Raw genomic sequence first — 21962 nt, 5'->3', positions numbered from 1 at the left:
CTTTGTTTTTTTTTTAACCCCCCCCCCCCCGGTGGGGGGGGGGGGGCTGGGGGAGGGGGGTGCGCGCGTCCGCGCGCGAATGGGCAGGGCACCGAACTCGCAGCCTATATCGGTTTGCGACAGTCTGGGCCGGCTCGATCCGAGAGAACCCCCACCCCCTACCCCCTCCCGCGAGGGGAGGGGGGACTCAAAAAAGACGACATGTGAATGTCACAAGGCTCGAGGCCGGGGTCCTTGCGATGACGAGGGCCTGCTGGTCCGATAAGATCTTACCGACAACAGCGACAGGTCCCGCCGCGATGAAAGCCGTCGTCTTCGAACAGTTCCGCCAGGCGCCGACCATCCAGACCGTGCCCGACCCGTCGCCGTCGGCGGAGGGCGTGGTGGTCAAGGTCGAGGCGACCGGGCTGTGCCGCAGCGACTGGCACGGCTGGATGGGGCACGATGCCGACATCGTGCTGCCGCATGTGCCGGGGCATGAGCTGGCCGGCACCATCGTCGCGGTCGGGCCGCAGGTCCGGCGCTGGCGCGAGGGCCAGCGGGTCACCGTGCCCTTCGTCGCCGGCTGCGGCCATTGCCCGGAATGCGCCAGCGGCAACCAGCAGGTCTGCGAGCGGCAGTTCCAGCCCGGCTTCACCGCCTGGGGCTCCTTCGCCGAATACGTCGCGCTCGACTTCGCCGACGCCAATCTGGTCGCCCTGCCGGACGAGATCGATTCGGCCACGGCGGCCAGCCTGGGCTGCCGCTTCGCCACCTCGTTCCGCGCCATCGTCGACCAGGGCCGGGTCCGCGGCGGCGACTGGGTCGCGGTGCATGGCTGCGGCGGCGTCGGGCTGTCGGCGATCATGATCGCCCGGGCGCTCGGGGCCAATGTCGTGGCGGTCGACCTGACCGACCAGAAGCTCGACCTCGCCCGCCAGCTCGGCGCGGCGGCGACGGTCAACGCCGCCGGCTCGGCGAATGTCGTGCATGAGATCCGCGACCTGACTGGGGGCGGCGCCCATGTCTCGGTCGACGCGCTCGGCCACCCGGCCACCTGCATGAACTCGATCCGCTGCCTGCGCCGGCGCGGTCGCCACATCCAGGTCGGGCTGATGCTGGACGACCATGCCCGCCCGCCGGTGCCGATGGACCGGGTGATCGCCTATGAGCTGGAGATCCTCGGCAGCCACGGCATGCAGGCGTTCCGCTACCAGGCGATGCTGGACATGATCGCGGCCGGCACCCTGGCTCCGCAGCAGCTGATCGGCAGCCGCATCAGCCTCGACGAGGCGGCGTTGGCCCTGACCCAGATGGACCGCTTCGACGGCACCGGCATCAGCGTCGTGACGCGGTTCTGAGCCGGGACGAGAAGGACGGACAAGGGTCGGCGGGGCAGAAAAAAAAGCCGCGATGCGCGCTCGATCGGATGCTGATCGAGCGTCGTTTCCTCAGGGCGCCTTGGTCGGGCGGATCTCGGCTCGAAGGTGCTCCACCCCCCAATACGAACGAGACGAACCGGTCTCGGCGTTCAGCGGACACAAAGGTGAAATGGGCCTTCTCGCCCACGCTCTGACACTGCCACCCGGTGCCCCTGGGAGTCCCCGTGATGTACTCCGCGTGGCTCACGAGCACGGCGGTTGTAATGGCATCTGCATCGAGGATGGCTGTGAACAAAAAATGGCTGTCAGTCATGAGATGACCTGATGGATGCTCGTCGCCCCCGGTACCATGGCGAAGGGGTGGGGGCCGCTCATCCTCTCCTCACACCCGTCCGGCGCCCAGGATCAGGCGGATGCCGAGCGCGCCCATGACCGAGCCGGCGGCGCGGTCGAACCAGCGCTTCCAGCGCAGATAGACGGCGCGGGGCCGGTCGGCGGAGAACACCAGGGCGACGATCGCGTACCACCCGGCCTCGATGGCGAAGATCGCCGGCAGCAGCACGGCGAAGGTCCAGGCCGGCACCTGCGGCGGCAGGAAGGCGGCAAAGATGCTGCCATAGACGATCGCGGCCTTCGGGTTGCTCAGCTGGGTGACGGCGGCCAGGGTGAAGGACCGGCGGACGCTGCGCGGCCGGCCCTCCGCCGTCTTCGGCACCGCGATCGGCTGCGCCGCGCTGCGCCACAGGGCGACGGCGAGCCACAGCAGGTACAGGCCGCCCAGCACCTTCAGGATCAGGTACAGCCATTCGACCTGGGCCAGGATCGCCTGCAGTCCGAACAGGCCGAGCCCGCCATAGACCACCCCGCCCACGCCCATGCCCAGCGCCGCCGCCAGCCCGTCGCGGCGCGACAGGGCTATGGCGGTGCGGGTGACGAAGACGAAGCTGGGCCCCGGGCTGGCCGCGCCGACCACGATGGCGCCGAGGATGCTGAGCAGCGGGATGGTGATGTCCATGATGTCCTCCTGGGCCGTCAATCTGTCGGATTCCCGGATCCGGAGCCAATTCATTCTTGTCCCCGTTCCGCGAGAACACGGGGCCCGCGCGGCATGGGACATGATCGCGGTAGTATTACCGGTCGCGTCTGTTCATGCTATGTTCCATGGAGATGACGCCCCAGGATTGCGGATTGGATGACGGGCCGGTCGATCCGGACCTGGCCTGGACGCGCTGGGCGCTGGGCTCCCTGGGCGAGCTGGTCGAGATCGGCCTCCGCTCGGCCCGGATGACCGAGACCGAGCAGATGGCGACGCCGATCACGCGGACGAAGCCGGATTTCGCGCTGGCGCAGGTGCGCCTGGCCCGCTCAGTGCGGCTGTCGATCGCGATGAGCCAGCGGGTCCGCGAGAATTATCAGGATCGCAGGGACGGCAAGGCGAAGCCCACGCCGGCTGAGGAGGCCGCGGCGTCCGACGTTGCGGCAGCCGAGGCCGCGCCGGCAGCCGGGCCCAAGGATGGCGAGCCCCCGCCGGAGCCGCGCGAGTCCCTGACCGAGAGCGAGCGCCCGGAGGCCGAGCTCGAACCGGCCGAGGAGGGGGAGGAGCGCCGCGACCTCGACGCGGCCCTGCTGCCGCGGGACTGGGACGGCGCCGCCGCCGCCGAGACCTCCGATTGCCTGCCCGAAGATCACGTGCCCAAAAACTCTAGTGAAGCCGCGGCCGCGTGGCCCGAACCCGACTGGCCTCATCCATCGGACGCGTCCAACACCAGCCGGCGCATGCCGAAACCGTGGAAACCGGACAGCAGCTGAGGGCCGGCGTGGCACGGCCGCGTAGGTTGGGTTCGCCTTCGAACCCAACATCTCGCCGCCGCACCTCTGTTGGGTTCGCTTACCGCAAACCCAACCTACGAGATCCGGGTTTTTGCCTCTCCCGTTTACGGGAGAGGTCGGAGGCGCTTGCGCCTCCGGGTGAGGGGAGTGCGTCGAGGCCGGGGCCCGCCCTCACCGGACCTGACCCCGGTGAACCCGCAGCAGAGGCCGCGCAAATCATGTCCGAAAGCCCGCCACAGGCCTCAGGCCGCCGTCTCGATCTCCTCACCCGTCCCGTGGTCGGGATGCAGGCAGTGGCCGTGGCTGTGGTCGGCCAGCACCTCGATCACCCGGCAATGGCCGATGGTGCCGTGGCGGCACTGCTCCACCATCCGCTCCAGCTCCACCTTCAGCGCCTCCAGCCGGGCGATGCGGGCCTGCACCGCCACCAGCTGCTCCTGCGCGATCCGGTCGGCGGTGGCGCAGGGCTGGGCCGGGTCGTCGGCCAGGGTCAGCAGCTGGCGGATGGCGTCCAGCGGGAAGCCCAGCTCGCGGCTGTGGCGGATGAAGGCGAGGCGGTCGCTGTGCGCCCGGCCGTAGATCCGCTGGTTGCCCAGGGTTCGCGCCGCCTCTGGCATCAGCCCGATCTGCTCGTAGTAGCGGATGGTCTGGACCTTGCAGCCGGTGCGGCGGGCCAGCTCGCCGATCGGCATCGCATCGCCGCGCGCGGACATGAATTTTCCTCTTGAAGCTCTAGTCGCTGTAGCTCCCATCTTCCCCTGCGACGGATGTTTCGGCAAGGGAGTGCGTCGCATGGCAGCGGCGAATGACGGGCAGGGCCGGACCCTGCGCTACCGCGTCGACGGCATGGATTGCCCGAGCTGCGTCGGCAAGCTGCAGACGGCGCTGGGCCGGATCGAGGGCGTCAGCGGGGTCGAGGTCAGCTTCGCCACCGGCCTGTTGGCCTTCGGCGCGGCGGGCGCTGCCGCCAACGGCCGGGCGGTGGAGGACAAGATCCGCGCCCTCGGCTTCACCCCGACTGCCATCGATAACGCGGCGCCCCGCGCGCCGGCCCCGGAGGACGCGAAGCCCTGGTGGCGCGAGCGCAAGGCGCAGCTGGTCGGCTTCACCGGACTGCTGCTGGCCGCGGCCTTCGTTGCCTCGCTGATCGTCCCGGCCGAGGCCGAATGGGCCTATCTCGCCGCGGCGCTGATCGGGCTGGTGCCGGTCGCCCGCCGCGCTTTGACCCTGATCCGCTCCGGCTCGCCCTTCAGCATCGAGACGCTGATGGCCGTCGCCGCGATCGGCGCCATCGCCATCGGCGCGGCGTCGGAGGCGGCGGTGGTGGTGTTCCTGTTCGCCGTGGGCGAGCTGCTGGAGACCGTGGCCGCCGGCTGCGCCCGCCAGGGCATCAAGGCGCTGGTGTCGCTGGTGCCGCGCACGACCCAACGTGAAATGGGGCGCGAGGCGAATGGCATCCTGGCCACCGTCGCGGTCGACGACCTGGCGATCGGCGACATCGTCCTGGTCCGCCCCGGCGACCGGGTGCCGGCCGACGGCGACATCGTCGACGGCGCGTCGGAGCTGGACGAGGCGCCGATCACCGGCGAATCCGTGCCGGTGGCCAAGGCGGCGGGCGACGCGGTCTATGCCGGCAGCATCAATGCCGGCGGCGTGCTGCGCCTGAAAGTGACGCGGGCGGCGGCGGACAACACCATCGCCCGCATCATCCACATGGTCGAGACGGCGCAGTCCAGCAAGGCGCCGACCGCCCGCTTCATCGACCGGTTCAGCGCCTGGTACACCCCGGCGGCCATGGTGGTCGCCGCGCTGGTGATCGCGGTGCCGCCACTGCTGTTCGGCGGCGACTGGTCGGTCTGGACCTATCGCGGCCTGTCGCTGCTGCTGATCGCCTGCCCCTGCGCCCTGGTGCTGTCGACCCCGGCGGCCATCGCCTCCGGCATCGCCGCCGGGACCCGCCGCGGCCTGCTGCTGAAGGGTGGGGCGGCGCTGGAGATGCTGGGCAAGGTCAAGGCCGTGGCCTTCGACAAGACCGGCACGCTGACAATCGGCCGGCCGCAGGTCACCGACATCGTCGCGCTCGGCGGCAGCGAGGCCGCGGTGCTGGCCGAGGCCGCCGCGGTCGAGAGCGGCTCCAGCCACCCGCTGGCCCGCGCCATCCTGGAGGCCGCCTCCGCCCGCAAGGTCGCCGTGCCGGCCGTCGCCGAGGCCTCGGCCATCGCCGGCCAGGCGGTGCTGGGCCGGGTCGGCGGCGCCCTGCTGGCGGTCGGGTCGCCGCGCTACGCCGCCGAACGCGGCCCGCTGCCGGCCGGGCTGGCCGACCGGGTCGCGGCGCTGGAGGCCGAGGGCAAGACCGTGGTCGTACTGCTCGGCGAGGCCGGCCCGCGCGGGCTGATCGCGTTGCGCGACGAGCCGCGCGAGGACGCTGCCGCCGCGGTGGCGGCGCTGCGCCGGGCCGGGGTGCGGCCGGTGATGCTGACCGGCGACAACCGCCGCACCGCCGAGGCCGTCGCCGGCACGCTCGGCATCGCGGTCGAGGCCGAGCTGCTGCCCGACGACAAGCTGGCGGCGATCGGCCGGCTGAAGACCCAAGGACCGGTGGCGATGGTCGGCGACGGCATCAACGACGCGCCGGCGCTGGCCGCGGCCTCGGTCGGCATCGCCATGGGCGGCGGCACCGACGTGGCGCTGGAGACGGCGGATGCGGCGCTGCTGAACAACCGTGTCACCGGCGTCGCCGAGCTGATCGGCCTGTCCCGTGCCACCCTGGTCAACATCCACCAGAACATTGCCGTGGCCCTCGGCCTCAAGGGGCTGTTCCTGGCCACCACGCTGCTCGGCGCGACCTCGCTGTGGATGGCAATCCTGGCCGACACCGGCGCGACCGTGCTGGTGACGCTGAACGCGCTCCGGCTGCTGCGCCTGCTGCCCGTGGCGCGGCCGGCGACGGCCGGGGCCGGCCCGGCGCATGGGCATGATCACGCCCATGATCACGGCGCCGGGCACGAGGAGGCGGACGACTGCTGCGCCCATGGCGCCTGCGGGTCACAGCCCGCGAGCGTCGCCTGCGGGGCGTGCCGGGCGCCGAACCAGGCCGCCGCCCGCACCTGCAGCCAGTGCGGGCAGGCGATGGCGGCGTGAGGGCGCCCGTCACACCGGGCGTTCATTCCCATGTCGCACCGCCCGCCGTTGCGCTATCAGCAGGAAGCGCATGCGGGAGTCCTCGGGCTTGACCAACGTCCTGTTCATCACCGCCGACCAGTGGCGCGGCGACACCCTTTCGGCGGTGGGGCATCCCTGCATCCGCACCCCGGCGCTGGACGCGCTGGCCGAAGCGGGCACGCTGTTCCGGCGCCACCACACCGTGGCCTATCCCTGCGGCCCGTCGCGCGCCTCGCTGCTGACCGGCCTCTACCCCCACACCCATCGCAGCGTGCGCAACGGCACGCCGCTCGACGCCCGCCATAGCAACCTGGCGCTGGAGGTGCGGCGCGGCGGCTGGGACCCGCTGCTGTTCGGCTATACCGACACGTCGCTCGACCCGCGCGGCCGGACGCCGGACGACCCGGCGCGCCACAGCTATGAAGGCGTGGCGCCGGGCTTCACCCCGGTGTTGAGCCTGTCCGAATCCAGCCGGGCCTGGATCGCCGACCTGATCGCCAAGGGCTACGACGTGCCGGCGCCGGGGGAGGGGCGGGATCTGCTCTACGACCCCGATCCCGCGGCCGAGGCGGCGCCGGGCGGTTTCGGACCGACCCGGATCCGGGCCGAGGACAGCGAGACCGCGTTCATGACCGACCAGGTGCTGCGCCACCTGGCGGTGCTGCAGGGCCGGCCCTGGTTCGTGCACCTGACCTATATCTGCCCGCACCCGCCCTTCGCCGCCCCGGCACCCTGGCACCTGGCCTATGACCCGGCTTCGGTGCCGGTGCCGCTGCGCGGCCCGTCCGCGGCGGCCGAGGCGGCGCAGCATCCGCTCTTGGCCGGGCTGCACCGGGCGGTGCGGCTCGACAAGTTCCTGAACCATGCCGAAGGGCCGGCCTCGGCGCTCGACGCCGCCGGCGTCGCTGCGGTCCGCGCCGCCTATTACGGCCTGGCGTCGGAGGTCGACCATCATCTCGGCCGGGTCTTCGACTTCCTGAGGGCGAGCGGCCAGTGGGACGACACGCTGATCGTCTTCACCTCCGACCATGGCGAGCAGCTCGGCGACCACCACCTGTTCGGCAAGCTCGGCTATTTCGACCAGTCGGCCCATATCCCGCTGATCCTGCGCGACCCGCGGCCGGAGGCGGATGCCGGGCGCGGCCGCCAGGTCGACGACTTCACCGAATCGGTCGACATCCTGCCGACCATCCTCGGCTGGCTCGGCCTGCCCGTGCCGCGGCACTGCGACGGCCGCTCGCTGCTGCCGTTCTGCGCCGGCGAGCAGCCGCAGGATTGGCGCGACGCGGCGCATTGGTTCTACGATTTCGGCAATGTCCGCGAGCGCGTCGGCGCGGCCCGGCTGCACTCCGACGAGTGCGGCGTCCAGGTGATCCGCGACGCCCGCCGCAAATATGTGCATTGCACCGCCTTGCCGCCGCTGTTCTTCGACCTGGAGCGTGACCCCGGCGAGTTCGAGGACCGCAGCGGCGACCCGGCCTATGCCGGGGAGATGCTGGCCTATGCCCAGAAGCTCCTCTCCTGGCGCATGCGGCACGAGGACCGGACGCTGAGCCACATCACGCTCGAAGGCGGCTATTTCGAGGAAGAGGCGCGATGAGCACGGCCGATATCCGCGGCATCCTGTTCGACAAGGACGGCACGCTGATCGACTACCACGCGACTTGGCTGCCGCTGAACCGCGAGGCCGCCATGTTCGCGGCGGCCGGCGACCCGGAGTTGGCGCTGCAGCTGCTCGAGGTCGGCGGTGCCGACCCGCACACCGGCGCCGTCCGCGCCGACAGCCTGTTCGCCGCCGGGGCGACGCCGGAGATCGCCGCTGCCTGGATCGCCGCAGGCAGCCCCTATGATCTCGATCTGCTGGTGCCGGAGATGGACCGCATCTTCCAGGGCGCGGCCGCGACGGTGATCCAGCCGACCGTGGCCGACCCGGCCGGGCTGTTCCGCCGGCTGCGCGGCCGCGGGTTGAAGCTGGGCATCGCCTCCAGCGACGGCGAGGCCGCGATCCGCGCCACGCTGGCGCTGTTCGATCTTCTCGACCTGGTCGATTTCATCGCCGGCTATGACAGCGGCCACGGCCACAAGCCGAATCCCGGCATGGTCTACGGCTTCTGCGACGTCACCGGCCTGCCGCCGGGCGCCGTGCTGATGGTCGGCGACAACCGGCACGACATGGCGATGGGCCGCGCCGCCGGGGCCGGCCTCTGCGTCGGTGTGCTCAGCGGCACCGGCACCGTGGCCACCCTGGCCGGACTCGCCGATCTCTGTCTGCCGGACATCGGCGGGCTGGAGGATCTTCTCGACAGGACGCAAAGGGCCTGATGGGCATCAGCGGCTTTTTAGATTAAAGTCCTGTAAACATAAGACGTCGCTGTGGTGGAGGTTTCACGTGCCCGGTTTTCCGATCGTGGACAGCCACGTCCATATTTATGATCCAGCCATATTGTCCTATCCGTGGATGGATAAGGCCCCTAGCCTGAAGTCGCGCCATATGCCGGACGTGTACGACCGGCAGCGCGACGGGGTGGCGATCGACCGCTATGTCTTCGTCGAGGTCGATGTCGCCCCGGTGCAGCGGGTGGAGGAGGCCCGCTGGGTCGATGCCCTCGCCGACCCCCGACTCGGCGGCCTCGTCGCCGCGGCGGCGATCGAGGACGGCCAGGCGGTGCGGACCGAGCTCGACGCGCTGCACGCCGCCACCCCGAAGCTGCGCGGCATCCGCCGGCTGATCCAGGGGGAGGCGGTGGATTTCTGCATCCGGCCCGGCTTCGTCGAAGGCGTGCAACTCCTGTCCGAATACGACCTGTCCTTCGACCTCTGCATCTTCCATCCGCAGTTCGACGCCGCGATCGAGCTGGTGCGCCGCTGCCCGGAGATCCGCTTCGTCCTCGACCACATCGGCAAGCCCGGCATCCGGGACGGGGTCGACCAGCCCTGGCGCGACCAGATGCGGGCCCTGGCGGCGCTGCCGAACGTCTGGTGCAAGCTGTCGGGCGTGGTCACCGAAGCCGATCATGGGGGCTGGACCCGGGCCCAGATCGAGCCGTACATATGTCATACGATTGACTGCTTCGGCTTCGACCGCACCATGTTCGGCAGCGACTGGCCCGTCTGCGAGCTGGCCTCCAGCTATCGCCGCTGGGTCGACACGTTGGACGCCATCCTCGCGGATTCGTCGGAGGCGCAGCTGCGGCAGCTCTATCGCGACACCGCCATTGCCTTCTACCGGCTCGGCTGAGCCCAAGACGACCTGGAGAGGACCGCCTGCCCATGGACCCGATCGCGACCCGTCCGCTCGGCAAGAGCGGCGTTCCCGTCACCCAGCTCGGCTTCGGCGGGGCGCCGCTCGGCGACCTCTACCAGAGGCTGCCCGATGCGCAGGCGATCCAGACCATGGCCAAGGCGCTGGAGCTGGGCGTGACCCTGGTCGATACCTCGCCGCTCTACGGCCACGGCCTGTCCGAGCACCGCTTCGGCCAGGCGCTGCGGCCGCGGCCGCGCGACAGCTATGTGCTGTCGACCAAGGTCGGGCGCTATTTCGTGCCGCCGGGGCGCGGCGGGGTCGACCGCGGCACCTGGGCCGGCGGGCTCGAGTTCAACCCGGTGTTCGACTACAGCTACGATGGCGCCATGCGCTCCTTCGAGCAGAGCCTGATGCGCCTCGGCATCTCCTCGGTCGACATCCTCTTGATCCACGATGTCGACATCTGGACCCATGGCTCGCGCGAAGCCTATGAGCAGCGGCTGCAGGAGGCGCTGGCCGGGGCCACCAAGGCGCTGCTCAAGCTGCGCGAGGAGGGCGTGGTCAAGGCGATCGGCGTCGGCGTCAACGAGGTTGAGGCGTGCATGCGCTTCGCCGAGGGCGGCGATTTCGACTGCTTCCTCCTGGCCGGGCGCTACACCCTGCTGGAGCAGACCGCGCTCGACGACTTCCTGCCGCTGTGCCAGCGCCGCAACATCGGCATCATGCTGGGCGGGCCGTACAATTCCGGCATCCTGGCCACCGGCGCCGTGCCCGGCGCCCGCTACAACTACAAGGAGGCGCCGCCGGAGATCCTGGAGCGGGTCAGCCGGATCGAGGCGGTGTGCCGCCGCCACGGCGTGCCCCTGCCGGCCGCGGCGATCCAGTTCCCGCTGGCCCATCCGGTGGTCGCCTCGATGATCCCGGGCGCGGTCAAGCCGGAGGAGGTGGAGCGCAACCACGCCCTGATCGCGACCCCGATCCCGACCGAATTCTGGGCCGAGCTGAAGCGCGAAGGCCTGGTGCGGGAGGATGCGCCGGTGCCGGCTTGAGCCCGATTGGGAGGCGCGGATGGTTGAGCGACATCTCGTTCCCGCGGCCGGCGGTGCCGGGCTGCGGCTGAAACGCGGGGAGCGGCTGCGGATCATCGATATCGAGGGCGGGCAGACGGGCGATCTCCTCGCCTATGCCCCGGACGGCAGCGAGCGCCTGTCGAACGGCCGCAGCTTCGACTACGGCGGCAAGATCTATCTCTCGACCGGCGACGTGCTGTGGTCCGACCGCAGCAACCCGATGCTGACCATCGTCGCCGACGAGGTCGGCCGGCACGACTTCCTCTACGCGCCCTGCAGCCTCGAGATGTACCGCATGCAGTACGGTGTGACCGGCTATCACCCGAACTGCCACGACAACCTGCTGGCCGCGCTGCGGGACCTGGGAGTCGATCCCGATCCCCTGCCGACGGCCTTCAATTTCTTCATGAATGTCGAGGTCGCGGCCGACGGCAGGCTGGTCTTCGCGCCGCCCCGGTCCCACGCCGGCGACGCGATCGTTCTGCGGGCCGAGATGGATCTCGCCGTCGCGCTGACCTCCTGCCCGGCCTCGACCTGCAACGCCGGCGCGCCGCCGCGGCCACTCGCCTTCGAGATCCTCGCGGACTGACACGGCTCAGAGCAGCCCCAGGCTCCTGAAGCTGGAATGGCCCTTTCGGCCGACGATGACGTGGTCGTGCAGGGTGACGCCGACCGTCTCCAGCGCCCGCGCCACCGCCTTGGTCATCTCGATGTCGGCGCGCGACGGTGTCGGGTCGCCGGAGGGGTGGTTGTGGAACAGCCTTTCCATTTCATTAATCGCTTGATTCGATGCGATAAAATCTTCAAGCTACCCCGGATTGGAAGCGGTGCTTGGGATCTGTAAAGCGCTGCTTCCAACGATAATCACGGTTCGTACTGCTCCGTCATCCTGAGACATTGTGTCGCACGGCACTTCACCAAATTTCGCTCATCCCACGCGTCAAGTTCTTTGGCCGGATATAGCACCGCCTTTCCAATCTTCACGAATGAAGGTCCAATCCGCATTGATCGCCAGTTTCGCAGAGTGCCTACCGTGACCTCTCCGCGGTAGCGCTCGGACACTTCCTCAGGAGTAAGGAATTTATCGTGATCCACGACATCCATTCCTCTTCACCGATCCTTGCTCAGTAAGTGTCCATCTCGTCTGCAGATGAAAGATGCCGGCCAGCGCCGTCGTGCAAGATCGTAGATCGGGCGAGAATTTCGGAGCGGGCGGTCTAGGCTCCCCGCGCCACCTCCCGCTGGCCGGGCACAGGATCAAGGAGCTGAAGTAGTCGAGGAGCGTGTACGCGGCCGTCTACCCTATCGGTGAGTTAGGCATATCGACCAGAGAGACCGGATTGTCCCCCTTGCAGACATTTGGAGGCCTTCCGAGCTCCTCTAGAGCGGGCATACTCGGCGCCCCCATCCGCGCCGGAATACGGACCCTAGCCCAAGACCAAATAGCCGCGAACTCACTGAGCTGGGCGGGTCATCCCATGCCGTCAAATCGATCTGGTCCGCAATCGCGTGTCAACGCTGCCGCGAATGAGACTCGGTGTTGCGTTGTGGAAGGACGCCCACGGCATAGCGGTCGTGAGGCGACATATGGACGAACGCTCGCCGGCGTGCTGCTGATCCGAGCGCACGTTCACCAAGTCACGGTCTCAACTCGCACTGCCCGATTGTGCAGTTGGCCGAGCCATATCGCAAGCCAGAAGGCGCCGACGGCCTGATTGTAGAAGATCCGATAGGCGTTCTGCAGCGAGGTATGGTCTCGACCGATCCGGACACTGTGAAGCAGACCCAAAACAACGGCGACATGTGGCATCCGACGCCGGCGGGCGTGCATGAGGACGCCGAGTTCGTCGCGGCCCCGGGTCGCCAACATGTTCGACGGGACGTGATTGTCAGGCACCGGCCGGTACCGCCCGTTTGCGCGGCCGGCTGATGGCGACGGCGATCCAGAACGCACCGAACGCGATGTCGTAGAAGACTCCGTAGGCGCTCTGGATGGCGTTTACTACGATTGCCGCTCCAACCTGCATGATGAAGCAGATGTACAGGGGCAGGGCGGCGATCTCCCCCTGCAGAACCTTGCGGCGCGTCCAAGAGACCAGCGCGCCGATGGCGCAACAGAAGACTGGAGTGAACGGCCCGAAATCGGGGTAGAAAGGTCCGAACATGGTGGTGCAAATGCCAAATCGTGGCATCAGGTACAGTGCTGTAGTGCTATCGTAGTTGGCTCCCCACAGGATTGCGGCCAAACGCGCCAGGATGCTGAACGTCACCACCGAACGGCCGGGCGGCACGCGGGTCATCAACAGCAACGGCGTCGTAGCATTCACCATGAAAGACGCCTACACACTGTGATTTACGTGCGGCCGGACTTCACCCGCGTGGTGGTCCGGCCGTCACGTTGGCCGGACGGGATGCCCTGTATGGCGCTCTCGACGGCCTCGGCCCAGAGCAGATAGGCGTTGGCGCGAAGGTGGGTGCCGTCGATCGTCATCTCGTCGGACAGTTCTCCGGTGGGCGCCAGCGTCGCGTTCACGTCCAGGAATCGCAATCGTCTCTCGGCTGCCATAGCCCTGATTCTGTCATTCAGCGCTGCGATCTTGTCATTCCGCCGATTGCGCCAGAACCGCGGCAGGCCCATGGCGCCGCGGTCGTGGGCAACGTGGATCACCGGCTGCACCAAGATGGTCGTCTCCGGGGCGGCGAGACTGTCAACTAGTGCGGCATATGTCGCGGCGACCTGAACCGGGCTCTGGCCGATCGTCAGGTCGTTGATGCCCGCCATGACGATGACGACGCGCGGCCGCAGCCGTCGCACGTCGTCGACCCGGGCCAGGATCTCGGCCGCAGTCTGGCCGGCGACGCCTCGGTTGACCACGTCACGGCCGGGCAGCAGCTCACGCCAGTCGGCCTCGGCGGTGAGGCTGTCGCCGAGCATCACGATGTCGGCGTGCTGCGTCGGATAGAGCCGCTGGAGATCGGCGGCAACCGCATCGACATCGCGCTGGGGGTGCATGATCTCCGGCCACAGGCCAAGGCGGGCGGAGACCCGTTGGGGCAGCTCGCTTTCGAGCGCGACGACACAGAGCAGGGCGGCGAGAAAGACCGTCAACAAGAGGTGGAAACGGGCCATCGACAAAGGCCGTCATAGAAAGATGTGCGCCATGTTGCCCAATCGCCGGGCAGGACGCTAGTCCGTACTTCTCACCGCCGTGAGATAAAAGACCGATGTCGACCTTGGCGCGAAGGTCGATGCCGTCGGCGCCCAGGTGGCCAAGATGGACGGCAAGCTGGAAGCCTACAGCGCATCGCTCGGCCAGCTCAGCACCCGCCTCGACTTGCTGGGCCAGCGGGACCAGGCGCAAAAAGCCGCAGCGAAGGAGGGCCGCCAAGCGCGGCAGAGCTTTCAGACAGACCACGAAGGTCGGCTCGGCCAGCTTGAGCAGCGGGTCGACAGGGCCGGGTCGCTGTCCCGGTTGTTGCCGAACGCCGATCGCCGGCTGGTCGCCACCGCATCGCCCGGCGCGAATGTCGCCAGGGCTTCGGCGGCTTCGCCCCGAAGGATATAGGGATTACTGGCCTGCTGTGTCACGCCTCAGCCGGCATCGCCCGCTTGCGTGGCCGGCTGATGGCGATGGCGACCCAGAACCCGGCAAAGGCGATGTCGTAGAAGATCCCGTAGGCGCTCTGGATAGCGTTCACGACGGGGGCGGCGCCGACTTGCATGATGAAGCAGATGTAGAGCGGCAGGGCGGCGATATCGCCGTGCAGCACCTTGCGGCGCGTCCAGGACACCACGGCGCCGATGGCGAAGCAAAAGACGGGAGTGAAGGCGCCGAAGTCGACATAGAAGGGGCCGAACGCGGTGGTGTAGATGCCGAAGCGGGGCATCATGTGCAGGGCCGCGAGGGCGTCGTAGTTGTTCCCCCACAGGATGGCCCACAGGCGCGCCAGGATGCTGAAGGTGTAGATTCCGCCCTGCTCCGGGGTGGTCGAGTGCTCGACCAGATAGGCGAACTCAGGCACCCCATGGGTGAAATACTGAATGAATGTCGTGATGATAAATACGGTGTCTCGGCCCCAATCAGACATCTGCGACGTGATTGAGAAGTAGGTCTGCGTCACCGGAACTAAGTGTGTGAACGCCGATACCTTGATGACCGACTCGACGTTGAGGCCGATCAGGCTCAAGCGTTCGATGAAGATGAGGCCGCCACCATAAATCAGGCCGAGGACGAGAAAGGTGCAGAAGGCGATCACCGTCCTCGATGTGCGTGGGAAGATGATCAGGCGCGCGACGATGAGCATGCCGATGGACATGAACATGCTCGAACGAGAGCCGATGACGATCGTGAGAAGGGGCCACAGGATCGCGAGGCCGATTGCCTGCCAAGCCCGGCCGACCCGCTCACCGGACCGCTTAGCGACGGCGTGGATCATGTATGGAACCAGCCCGAACGGGATCAGCAGCGTCGCCACCATGGCGAAGGCATTGGTGCCCGCGCTCTCGATCTTTTCGCGGTTCTCGATGAAATCGGTGTCGACCGACAGGCCGCGCAGAAAGATCCAGTCGGCAACGCGCAGGGCGATGCCGATGGAGCCGAGGATGAAGGCGATCTGATACAGCTGGCGCAGCGTATGGCGCAGATCGGCCGGGGGCACCGGTGGCTGGGCTATGGTCCTGGGCTCGAAGGCGATCAGGCCTAGCAGGAGGCCGATCAGGCAGCTGCCCAGAAGGTAGTAGGGATAGTCGGTCTGCGCCCGAGAGATCTCGATCGGAGCCAGGAAGTACATGGCGAACCAGGCCGAGCAGGCGGCGAGCAGCACCTTGACCGGCGTGAGGCTGCGCTGGTTGATCAGGCTGAACGGCATGGATCCCCTGTGCGCGCAGGCTATCGGCCGCGCCTGTTGCCGCGACTCGTTCGACGGTAGACGATGATAGCCGCCACAGCGGCGACCAGCAGAGCCATAATGAGAATTGATGCGAGGTCGGTTGCGGGGTCGCCGCCAAGTTCGCCGCCCGCACTATACAGCGGGTTGTTGCATGTCCATAACGCCATCCAAATTTCCCGCTCAGATCATCCTTCCATGTTCTGGGGCAGGATGTTGATGCCGGGTTCTCGGCGGCCGACGCAGAGCATGCCGGTATAGCCCGTGTGGTTGATCAAGGAGCAGCCGAAGCGCCCGACGCCGTTGCGCATCAAGATCGCGCCGACGGTCGCCATGTCGTACTTGTTCATCTCCATGATCGGCTCGTTCCAGGGCCGGCGCCAGGAGAGGTTATAGGCCCAGTGCAGCGGCGGTAGCCGGTAGCGGAACCAGTTCACACGCCGACGCTTCTCACGTGTGTCGCCGACCGTGAAATGTAGCGCGAAGGATCCGCCCGGTCGGAGCAGCTTCAGCAGTTTGTCGATGATCAGATACCCCTGCTGGGGCCGGATGTGCTGCAGCACGACAAAGGTGTTCACGAAATCGAATGTGCCGGCCTCGCCCGATAGGTCATCAAGGGAGCGGATGAGCCGGAGGCTGTCGGCGCGGACGTTCTCCTTTGCCAGGGCCAACTGGTCAGGCGAAACGTCGACGCCAACCAGGCTGTCGAAGCGGGCCGTCAATTGCAGGAGCAGCCGGCCGGCGCCGCAACGGAAGTCCAGAGCCTTCTGCCGGTCGGCAGGCAGCGCGTCATAACGGGCAAGATGCTCGAAGACCTAGTCCATGTGGACCTTGCCAGTCTCGAAGAACCTGGCCCGCCACCTTGTTTCGAAATCCGACGTTTCGATGCCGACGATACCGAAATAGGGGTTCTTCCTGCCCCGCGCCGCCATTGGCGATCCGTCGCGGACGTCATTTGAAAAAGCCCCCTCAATACCTCTGACTATAGGTCGAGATCATAAGGGCGATGTCCAGATCTGTCACGCCCTAGGGCATGGGCTCATGGTCCAGATCTCAGCGGAGATTTCGGGAAAGCGACCGTACGATGCCGAATCATGTTTTTGGCGCGCTAGAACGATCAGCGCAGGCGGAACACGACCAGAAGGCCGCCGACCTTGAGCTTCGTCCCTGTCAACGGATCGTTCCATGCTCTTTGGCTGCCGCAAGCTGGAGGGCCGTGACGGGATGCCTCATACTCAACTCTATGCGATTCCTCCTCCGCTCGGCCCCGGTTCGTATGGTCACCCTCGCCGCCGTCCGCGCGGCCCGGCTCTCGGGACGTTTGGCCAGTGCGGCCAAGGCTGCGGCTCTTTTTCCGGCCGCACCCGACTGCTTCTGCCACTGGTCCGCCGAGGTCAAATATCCGGAGCGCGTGCAACTCGGCCGCGGCGTCATTATCGGGCCTGGCTGCACGATCGGGGCCGCATCGCCGATTCGGATCGGAGACCACGTTCATCTATCAAAAGGTGTCTATATCGAGACCGCCGGCCTGGATTTCTCGGCGCCGCTTCCATATCCGCACGTGCACAAGCCGATCACGATCGGTAATGGCGTCTGGATTGGCGCCGATGCCATCATTCTGGGTGGCGTCACAATCGGCGCCGGGTCCGTGGTCGGTGCCGGCGCGGTGGTGAGCAAGGATGTGCCGGCACGATCCATTGTCACCGGCCAGCCGATGCTGGTTCGGGCGAGGCCTCCCGAGGACGACAAGCGCCGATCTTAAGGGCTCACTGGGCGGCGCCAGGCACACCGGCTTGTTCCGACCGGCGGGCCGCGATCAATCCGCCGACGGCTTTGCCGATCCGGATGCCGGGGCGCTCGACCAGCGTGAAGACGACGTAGGAGACGCAGACCGAGGCGGCGATGGAGAGGGCCACCTGCAGCGCGGCCGGAAGCGCCAGTCCGGCTCGGGCCACGGCCTCGTCCACCAGCAGCTTGGTGTGCACGTGGAAGAGGTACAGCGAATAGCTGATCTGGCCGAACCAGACCGCCACCCGACCGGTCAGCCGGACCCGGGTGGACAGCAGCATGAATAAGCCGATGGCGACGTAGTACGACACCGCATAGCGCACCCAGTACTCCTCGAGGCCCGTGTCGAAATTGTAGGCGAGCAGGCTGATCGGCGGGATTGCGATCGCGAACAGCACCAATATCCAGGTGGCATGGCGTCGGTCGAGCGCAGATCCGTTGATCGTCGCCTCGCGCCAGAGCGTGCCCCAGAACATGATCGAGAGGCAGAGCGGCACGGCCACCGGCACCTTCCTCTCCAGCGTGAACCGGGCGACGGCGAGCAGCACCGCGACCAGCAGCCAGACCAGGCAGGCGCCGAAGGTGAAGCGGCCGATATGCAGCAATCCCAGTGCGAAGGCCACCGCGCAGAGGGTGTAGAAGACGAGCTCGATGAACAGGGTCCAGTAGATGCCGACGAGGTTGGTCTGGCCAAACAGGGTCTGGGCCATGGTCACGTTTGCCAGCACATTGATCACCGAGGGCATCGCCCCGCCGATGATGGCGACGACTGCGATCCAGGCGGCCATGGACAGCCAGTAGGCCGGGTAGAGCCGGAAGAGCCGCGACACCACGAAGCGGGCGAGCGGCGCCGGCCCCTTCGGAAAGCTGAACGGGATCACGAACCCGCTGATGGCGAAGAACACCACGACCCCGACCTTGCCCGGGTCGACGATGTCGTAGAGCAAGGTCCTGACCGGACCTGTCGCGATCGGCTGGATGTTGTGCATCAGCATCACCAGCAGGGCCGCGACGCCGCGGAGCGAGTCGATATAGGCGAGGCGGTGCGGCTTCGGCCCGGCCATCATGGCTTCGCTTTCTTCGCGTTCCGGAACGCATCCAAAAATAGCACAAGGGGCCCGAACAAACCCGCTAGACAGGATTCGGACAAGAGGGATGGGGAGCTCGTCGCCGGGGGATACGTCTCGACGGGCTCAAGCCAGAAGATGGCCAGCCAAGCCGGGCACATGCACAGCGGAACGCTCGCAGCCGTCAGTGTACAGCGACTTATCAGGCTGTGTTCGGCAAGCCGCATCATGTGCAATTCGCCGCTGTAGTTTGCGTCAACCTTCGCCGCTCCCGCCGGTGAACACCATCTCCTTCGCTCGCCGGCGGCGGGCATTTTCAAGCCCGTTCAACCGGGGACCAATGGCCGATCCTAACGCGCCCGACAGCGGCCCGCGAACAATCTTCATGACCCTGATCGGGCCGGTCTATCGGCCGGCGTAGGCGTCCTAATGGGCGACGCCCACCGCGCCCCTACGGGCAAGCTGTGCTCGGTACGGCGGCTGTCGCTCGAACGCCCACGCGCGTTCGCTCTTGGGATCGTTGGCGGCGCCCTCGACGATTTGCCCGGCGCGGCTGAGACCGTGCGCTGCGACCTAGCGGCTACGATGGACAATCTAGACCCCCAAGGGGGTCGAGTGACCTTCTACCGGTGGATTTGCTGGGAGGTTCCACACAGGCCCCTCATTTCAGCGGCGGGCCCTGAAATACGATGCCCCCTTGTGATCCCACAGTGCCGCCGAGGTCCTTCACCAAAGGCTCTGCGGCCCGGTCCAGCACGCTTGGCTGCTTAGATTTCGGCGGCGGAACTGGGCCCCACTCCCCTGAGCAACCCGTCAGCCCCACCAGCAGCACGGCTGCCGCGATTCTTGATAGCGCGCTCATCCCCGCTCCCCCTCGACGCTCGCGCCAATCCTAACGCGTGTTGCGGCGGGGGGCAGCGGCAATCCTTCAGCCGGCCCCGTCATGGGCGGGCCTTCTCAATCTAGGAGACTGATTTGGCTGGATAGGCGCGCGGCGAGCGTAACCAGAACCACGGGATCATCGACCGGAGCCCCGATTCCAGGTGGCAGGGCCGGCTCTCGAACGGCGGCCGGTTCGAGGTGTTCTCGGTTGTCGAGTGGGTAGCCAGGCCCTGGCCTAGCTGCTGAACGCCTAAAGGGATCGGCATGGGCTGCGGAGGATATGCGGGATCATCGAAGCGCCGCTGACTCCGGAAGCGAGAAACGAAGGTCGGCGGCCATGCTCCTAAGCACAGAGCTCGCCTCTTGTACTTTCTCTAGATGCTGGAAAATCAAATCAATTCATAATGCCTACTTCGATGCGGCCAGCCAACGGAGTCACCACCTTTGCGAAGCACCCGGCCGCTCTGCTGCAGCACTGAGGAGGTCTTGAGCGGCTCCTCTTGCGCCTATGCAGATCGCCGCATTTGGGCCCTCTGCGAACGCCGTCGCTCTCGTTCCACCACGATCTGCTGGCGATCCATGGTCCACCCCGCCAGCCTGTACGCTTCCAAGAGCGAACCGCCGAAGCGCCGCGCCACAGAACTGGCGGAAGGAATGTCGGAAGCCCCGTCGATAAGCCTGTCGGAGAGGTATCCGTGCTGGCCTACCAAACGCCGCAGACCGTCTATCATCTCGGCTGAGGTGACATGCCGCCAGGTGGCTGAGGCGTTGGCGCCTGTCCGCCGGTGTCCTGGTAGCTTGCCTTCGCGTTCACTGCGCCGCACGTGAGCGGCGATGTTGATTTCGCTGACGGATTTCTGAGGAAACCCCGCGCATTCGCACGCTCGCCCGACCGATCCGAACCGACGTCTGAACATACTCGAGGACGGCAGATCTGAGGCCTCGTCGATCGTGCGAACGGAGAGAAAGCCCTGCCGGGAATGCAGCATCCTAAGACACTCTAACAGCGCATCATCAGTCCATGGCTCTCCGTTCGCATCCTTGTATCGGTTCTTCGAGACATACCCGATCGCTTCGTATGCCTTTTCAATTGTACCGAAATGGCTTCGGAATGTAGTTACACCTGGAACCATCTTCGATTCACTGATTAACTTTGTCGTGAGTGAGCCATTTTTTCTCAGAAGTCGATCGAGCAAAGATAGCATCTTCGCATCTGCCAATCGTCTATTTTTGCCATTCTCCAATATTCTAGTCTGTGCCCGAACAAAGAGTTTGGTATGAATTGTGGGAGCGCCTATCTCGGTTCTTATCCAGAGAGATTCTGGGTTTATTGATTTTGAGTTTTGGAGTTTTGATGAAGTTTGATTGTATACGTAGCGACCGAGATAAATTTCGTTCGTGAGTATTTTGCGAACCATGCTCGCACTCCACAGCCGGTCACCAGTTTCTGTGCCGCCTTGTTCTCGAAGCTTCCTGGCAATCGCCTTGATAGTCAGCCGGCTATTCACGTACCAGCCGAAGATCCGACGAACAGCGTCTATTTCATCAAGAGGTCCGGGGACCCACAACACTCGATCACCGCTGATGGCCTTTCGATCCCCTGTTTGCAGAATGCATCGTGGATTGCCGTCATAATCCACCAGCTGTCGCCGAAAGCCGTAAGGTACAACCCCGCCTTGTGAGAACCCAAGGCGCGCATGGTAGTGATGAGCTCGGGAAAGTTTTTCAGATAATTCTCGACTATACTCACGAGCCATAATTCTTTTTAGATGCTTCATTAACGAATCTGAAATGGAATTATCATCCGCAAATGGCTCGGCGCAGTATATTATCTTAATTCCTGCTTGTTTGCAAACAAACTCATAGTGGGCTGCTTGATCCAAGTCTTGAAAGCGACCCCATCTGCTGACGTCGAGCACAAGAATGATGTCGAAATCCCGGCCGGGCTGCAGGGCGTCCGACAGGAGTTTTTGTAACGCCACGCGCCCTCTCAGTGACAGCCCGCTCTTTCCTGGATCCGCGTACGTGCGGATGATCTCGTATCCGTGATTGCCTGAGAATTCTGCGATTGCCGCCGTCTGCTGCTCGATCGAGTACCGCTGATGGTCGCTTGACATACGGAGATACTGGACCGCCTTTTGTCGAGAAAGCTGTACAGTCTTGACACTCGACATTTTTTCCTCCGTCCGGCTTGGACATCGCAGCGTCGGCCTCAACTGGCCTATCCCTTTGACTCTCCTTCGACGGATGACGTCGGCGGTCTATGCAAATGTTAGCGACCTTTGATCACTTGGGATGTGGATGTCCAAGCGGTGACGCCTCATCGAGAGCGCGTCGGACGTCTTGCAATTGAGCTCGAAGGCTTGTGATCTCTCGATCCTTGCTCTCAAGCGCCTGAACCAGCAGTGACAAATCGTGCGGCCGTAGGTGGCCGCCTGCGCTCACGTGCAAGTAAAATCGACGGGCGAGGGCTGTTCCCGTGCGTGCGAATTCTCCTTCACTCATAGCCGGATTTGCTCGCGGTGTTGAGAAGCGCTGTCATGCTACGCCCGAAGATCGGTACACAGCAACTGTTCGTGCTCCGGGGGGCTGCAGCCTTCCAGGGTTACGGTCGTGACATGAAAATCGGAGGATCGCTCGGACCGGTTCCTCGCGAGCCTCATAGGCCTAA

General features: G+C 66.2%; 19 protein-coding genes. 10 read left to right on the top strand and 9 right to left on the bottom strand.

The annotated features are described in order from the left end of the window. The first annotated feature begins 299 nt into the window (after positions 1–299). Positions 300–1340, top strand: coding sequence for a zinc-dependent alcohol dehydrogenase family protein (locus AAHM41_RS28075; protein ID WP_342239913.1), 1041 nt, complete (start codon positions 300–302; stop codon positions 1338–1340). A 403-nt stretch (positions 1341–1743) separates the two neighbouring features. Here the strand turns inward: AAHM41_RS28075 and AAHM41_RS28070 are convergent, their stop codons facing one another. Further along, a complete protein-coding gene (locus AAHM41_RS28070; protein ID WP_342239912.1) occupies positions 1744–2376 on the bottom strand; it encodes a LysE family translocator in 633 nt (210 codons plus the stop codon). 173 nt (positions 2377–2549) lie between these two features. On the opposite strand from AAHM41_RS28070, the gene AAHM41_RS28065 reads away from it, so the two are divergent. Next, positions 2550–3170 (top strand): hypothetical protein, encoded by a 621-nt coding sequence (locus AAHM41_RS28065; RefSeq protein WP_342239911.1) that lies wholly within the window; start codon positions 2550–2552, stop codon positions 3168–3170. Between the two features lie 263 nt (positions 3171–3433). Here the strand turns inward: AAHM41_RS28065 and AAHM41_RS28060 are convergent, their stop codons facing one another. Then, on the bottom strand, positions 3434–3904 hold the full coding sequence (locus AAHM41_RS28060) for a MerR family transcriptional regulator (protein WP_342239910.1): 471 nt from the start codon (positions 3902–3904) through the stop codon (positions 3434–3436). A 79-nt stretch (positions 3905–3983) separates the two neighbouring features. On the opposite strand from AAHM41_RS28060, the gene AAHM41_RS28055 reads away from it, so the two are divergent. The 6 genes from AAHM41_RS28055 (at position 3984) to AAHM41_RS28030 (ending at position 11256) form a co-directional block, all read left to right on the top strand. Further along, positions 3984–6332: a heavy metal translocating P-type ATPase gene (locus AAHM41_RS28055; RefSeq protein ID WP_342239909.1), complete on the top strand. Its 2349-nt coding sequence runs from the start codon at positions 3984–3986 to the stop codon at positions 6330–6332. 88 nt (positions 6333–6420) lie between these two features. Continuing rightward, positions 6421–7953, top strand: a complete 1533-nt coding sequence (locus tag AAHM41_RS28050) for an alkaline phosphatase family protein (protein WP_342239908.1) — start codon at positions 6421–6423, stop codon at positions 7951–7953. Next, a complete protein-coding gene (locus AAHM41_RS28045) occupies positions 7950–8675 on the top strand; it encodes an HAD family hydrolase (protein ID WP_342239907.1) in 726 nt (241 codons plus the stop codon). The genes AAHM41_RS28050 and AAHM41_RS28045 overlap by 4 nt, the downstream gene beginning before the upstream one ends. Beyond that, positions 8566–9591, top strand: coding sequence for an amidohydrolase family protein (locus tag AAHM41_RS28040; RefSeq protein WP_342239906.1), 1026 nt, complete (start codon positions 8566–8568; stop codon positions 9589–9591). Before AAHM41_RS28045 ends, AAHM41_RS28040 begins: the two co-directional genes overlap by 110 nt. Before the next feature lie 32 nt (positions 9592–9623). Further along, positions 9624–10646: an aldo/keto reductase gene (locus AAHM41_RS28035; protein ID WP_342239905.1), complete on the top strand. Its 1023-nt coding sequence runs from the start codon at positions 9624–9626 to the stop codon at positions 10644–10646. 19 nt (positions 10647–10665) lie between these two features. Further along, positions 10666–11256 (top strand): urea carboxylase-associated family protein, encoded by a 591-nt coding sequence (locus AAHM41_RS28030; RefSeq protein ID WP_342239904.1) that lies wholly within the window; start codon positions 10666–10668, stop codon positions 11254–11256. Positions 11257–11262: 6 nt separating this feature from the next. Here the strand turns inward: AAHM41_RS28030 and AAHM41_RS28025 are convergent, their stop codons facing one another. The 3 genes from AAHM41_RS28025 to AAHM41_RS28010 all read right to left on the bottom strand — a co-directional run bounded on the left by AAHM41_RS28025 (position 11263) and on the right by AAHM41_RS28010 (position 13797). Beyond that, positions 11263–11436, bottom strand: coding sequence for a JAB domain-containing protein (locus tag AAHM41_RS28025; RefSeq protein WP_342239903.1), 174 nt, complete (start codon positions 11434–11436; stop codon positions 11263–11265). A gap of 1120 nt (positions 11437–12556) precedes the next feature. Further along, the gene (locus tag AAHM41_RS28015; RefSeq protein ID WP_342239901.1) at positions 12557–12997 is read right to left on the bottom strand and encodes a hypothetical protein; all 441 of its coding nucleotides are present in this window, start codon (positions 12995–12997) and stop codon (positions 12557–12559) included. Between the two features lie 23 nt (positions 12998–13020). Beyond that, positions 13021–13797, bottom strand: a complete 777-nt coding sequence (locus AAHM41_RS28010) for a GDSL-type esterase/lipase family protein (protein ID WP_342239900.1) — start codon at positions 13795–13797, stop codon at positions 13021–13023. Positions 13798–13942: 145 nt separating this feature from the next. On the opposite strand from AAHM41_RS28010, the gene AAHM41_RS28005 reads away from it, so the two are divergent. Next, on the top strand, positions 13943–14233 hold the full coding sequence (locus AAHM41_RS28005; protein WP_342239899.1) for a hypothetical protein: 291 nt from the start codon (positions 13943–13945) through the stop codon (positions 14231–14233). Positions 14234–14252: 19 nt separating this feature from the next. Here AAHM41_RS28005 and AAHM41_RS28000 read toward each other — a convergent pair whose 3' ends face one another. Then, positions 14253–15536: a hypothetical protein gene (locus AAHM41_RS28000; protein WP_342239898.1), complete on the bottom strand. Its 1284-nt coding sequence runs from the start codon at positions 15534–15536 to the stop codon at positions 14253–14255. A gap of 206 nt (positions 15537–15742) precedes the next feature. Continuing rightward, positions 15743–16339 (bottom strand): class I SAM-dependent methyltransferase, encoded by a 597-nt coding sequence (locus AAHM41_RS27995; protein WP_342239914.1) that lies wholly within the window; start codon positions 16337–16339, stop codon positions 15743–15745. A gap of 491 nt (positions 16340–16830) precedes the next feature. Between AAHM41_RS27995 and AAHM41_RS27990 the strand changes: the two genes are divergently transcribed. Beyond that, a complete protein-coding gene (locus AAHM41_RS27990) occupies positions 16831–17316 on the top strand; it encodes an acyltransferase (RefSeq protein ID WP_342239897.1) in 486 nt (161 codons plus the stop codon). Between the two features lie 4 nt (positions 17317–17320). On the opposite strand, the gene AAHM41_RS27985 is transcribed toward AAHM41_RS27990, so the two are convergent. Continuing rightward, the gene (locus AAHM41_RS27985) at positions 17321–18409 is read right to left on the bottom strand and encodes an acyltransferase family protein (protein ID WP_342239896.1); all 1089 of its coding nucleotides are present in this window, start codon (positions 18407–18409) and stop codon (positions 17321–17323) included. A gap of 1388 nt (positions 18410–19797) precedes the next feature. Further along, the gene (locus tag AAHM41_RS27980) at positions 19798–21465 is read right to left on the bottom strand and encodes a recombinase family protein (RefSeq protein WP_342239895.1); all 1668 of its coding nucleotides are present in this window, start codon (positions 21463–21465) and stop codon (positions 19798–19800) included. Positions 21466–21962 lie beyond the last annotated feature (497 nt).

It is taken from the genome of Inquilinus sp. OTU3971 (genome assembly GCF_038440215.1).
This window is presented reverse-complemented; position numbering and strand designations above follow the sequence as displayed.